The following is a 2,628-nucleotide window of genomic DNA, read 5'->3' as shown; positions in this document are numbered from 1 at the left end:
CCCTGAGCCGGCCCGCCTCCTCCAGGACCCGGGCCCGCTGCAGGAAGGGCTCCAGAAGGCCAGGCCCCGTGCCCCAGACGAGGTGGAACCGGGGCACCGAGTTCCCGTGCCCCGTGGCCAGGCCAAAGCCCCGCTCGGCCCACCCCACCACCGGAAAGAAGCGCACCCCCAAGGAGGTGAGCCAGGCCCGCTTCTCCGAGGCGGCGAACTCGAGGTAGGCCTCCGCGAAGCGCCGGGCCCAGTGGTCGGGGCCGGGGGCTTTTGGACCCTCCTCCTCCCGGTCAAAGGCCGCTGCGCCGAACCAGTCCGTGCGGGCGAGCTCCAGGGAGTCCCGGATGCCCAGGCGGCGCTGTTCTGGGGAGTCCACCAGGAAGAGGCCACCGAACGACCAGAAGGCCTGTCCGCCAAGATAGGGTTCCTGCTCAAGGAGAAGAACCCGTAGGCCCCGGCTGGCCATCTCTGTGGCCGCCACCAGGCCCGCAAGGCCCCCTCCCACCACGATGGCGTCCGCGTCCATAGGGTTGACCAAAGTCTAGTACAGCGCTCGACCCAGGTCAAGCCTCTTGGGAGTTGCTCTAGGTGCGCCGCGGGGTGTAACTTTGTTTTGGAGTGGTGTATGAGAAAACGGATGGCCCTTCTTCCTTTGATTCTTAGCCTTATCAGCCTCATCAGCCTCGCGAGTGCCCAGGGAGTGCGAAGCCTCGGCATGGGGGGCCTGGTCTTACCAGGCCCCGGGGCCGCGGACCTGAACCCTGCCTACGCGGCCTACCCAAGGGGGTTCTCAGAGGGCGAGACCCTGCCCTTGGGGCTTCTTCGGCTTTTGCCCCTTTTCCCCGAGACCAGCCCCTTCACCTACTGGACGAACCCCCAGGCCTTTCGGAGCGGGTTTGACGCGCTTTCCTTCTACGACCAGCTCGGCCATCTGAACAGCTTTCTCTTTAACCCGACCCGAAGTCCGGACGAGGTGGTCTTCCGCATCCGATCGGATCGCATCCAGGTGACCGATGGCCAGGGAAACCCTCTAAACCCGAACTTCCAGATGGGCGAGTCCGGAGCCAACCCCACGGCCCTCTACCCCGCACCCCTTTTCTGGCTTCCCCTGCAGGGAGGAGGGTTCTCCCTCAAAGTTGGCCCCTTTGTGGGTGTAGAAGGGCTTTCGGTCTTCCCAAGCCCGGAGCTCGCCCAGGCCTTAATCGGAAATAACTTAAATAACTGCAAACAAACGCCTTCCCCCTGCACCTTAACGCTGCAAGGCAAGGCCTCTGGAGGAGTGGCCTTGGCCCTCAGCTGGGCATCGGCTTTGCCCCAGGTCGAAGGGGTGGGGGGAGTCTATCTCGGGGTGAAAGGAGAGGGGTTTTACGGCCTGTTCTATGCGGAGACCACGGCCTCAGCCCGGCCCGTCTTCGACCAAAACGGCCAGCCCACCGGGGTGGCCTACGAGGCCAGGGGGTTTTACGCCTACCCTGGCCGGGGTAACGGATACGGCCTCCGGGCCGACTTTGGGGTGGCTTTGGAGCTCGAGGAGGCCGTACTTGGCCTAGGGGTCCAGAACCTTCTGGGCTATGCCCTTTGGCAGGGCTATACCTTCCAAACCGACCAGAGCGGAGCCTACTCCGAGGCCCCGGAGACCCGGTCAAGCCTCCTCTTCTTTCCTAGCTTCTTCGTCAACGGGGCCTACCGGTTCAAGGACCTGGGCCTTCTGGTGGGCGCGGATGCCCGCTTTGGATCCACGGCCTTTACCGCCCATCTGGGCGGGGAGTATGCCCTGGGCCCGGCCCGTCTTCGGGCGGGGATCGGCTACGAAAGTGGGCTCAGGTTCGGGGTTGGGGCGGGGTTTGAGCTGGGCCAGGTGGGCCTTGACCTGGCCCTTACCGCCCACGAGGCCCCCTTGGTGGGGGGGGTGGTCTACGGCGTGGCCATGGCCGCCCGGTTCTAGGAGGCAAAGATGCGTATCCTTAAGCTTCTTGCCCTGGCTGCTCTGCTTCCCGCCTGCAGCGGACACACGGTGTATCGGTTTGAGGTGGATCTCCTCAGCTTCATCCCAGAAAACCAGCGTGCTGGGAGCTTGACCGTGCCACCGGGGGGAATCCAGGTCCTCCTTCCCGGCCAGGGGGGCCAGCCGGTGAGCCTCCCAGGGGCAAAGGCCCTTCTAGATGGGAGGATGCAGGGTGCCCTCGAGGTGGTCAATAACACCGCCCTCCCCTTGACGGCCTCCCTCGAGGTCCGGGTTGGCCCCGCAGGCGACCAGAACCTCTTCGATGGAGACCAGGACGTCCGTTGGGGGATTGCCCAGGCCGACCTCAACCCCAACGAGACCAGGGTCATCGCGTTGGACCTACCCCTGGATTCAAGCGCGCCTGCGGTTTATACCTTGGTCAAAAGCGGGGACTTCCGCATCGGCCTAAGGATCGGGTTCAGCACGGGGGCAGGAAGCGTCCGCTACGCCTTGCAACGGGAAGACCTTACCCTCAGGCTCAAGCCCTTCAACCTCATTCCCAACCCGTGACGACTCCCCGCTCTGAAGAGCGGGGTTTCTCGGTTCTCAAGGTACGCTGCCGCGTGACCACGGGACGGCCCACGCCGTACCCATCCCCGAAGGCTCCGTCCGAGCCCTAGCCAGAATGTTGG

Annotated in this window: 3 protein-coding genes; 2 read left to right on the top strand and 1 reads right to left on the bottom strand. The window is 64.7% G+C overall.

From position 1 onward, the window contains the following. On the bottom strand, positions 1–517 hold a 517-nt coding region (locus C4301_RS09785; protein WP_352414882.1), incomplete at its 3' end, for an FAD-dependent oxidoreductase. 99 nt (positions 518–616) lie between these two features. Between C4301_RS09785 and C4301_RS09780 the strand changes: the two genes are divergently transcribed. Both C4301_RS09780 and C4301_RS09775 read left to right on the top strand, forming a co-directional pair. Next, positions 617–1,936, top strand: a complete 1,320-nt coding sequence (locus C4301_RS09780) for a hypothetical protein (protein WP_352414881.1) — start codon at positions 617–619, stop codon at positions 1,934–1,936. Between the two features lie 9 nt (positions 1,937–1,945). Then, the gene (locus C4301_RS09775; protein ID WP_352414880.1) at positions 1,946–2,506 is read left to right on the top strand and encodes a hypothetical protein; all 561 of its coding nucleotides are present in this window, start codon (positions 1,946–1,948) and stop codon (positions 2,504–2,506) included. Positions 2,507–2,628 lie beyond the last annotated feature (122 nt).

The sequence above is a fragment of the Thermus sp. genome, assembly GCF_040290245.1.
Taxonomy (GTDB): Bacteria; Deinococcota; Deinococci; order Deinococcales; family Thermaceae; genus Thermus_A.
The sequence above is the reverse complement of the archived record's forward strand: the minus strand, read 5'-3'. Positions and strand labels throughout refer to the sequence as shown.

Coding starts and splice junctions, on each gene's coding strand:
- C4301_RS09775 (WP_352414880.1), top strand. CDS start 1,946: ATGCGTATCCTTAAGCTTCTTGCCCTGGCTGCTCTGCTTCCCGCCTGC.
- C4301_RS09780 (WP_352414881.1), top strand. CDS start 617: ATGAGAAAACGGATGGCCCTTCTTCCTTTGATTCTTAGCCTTATCAGC.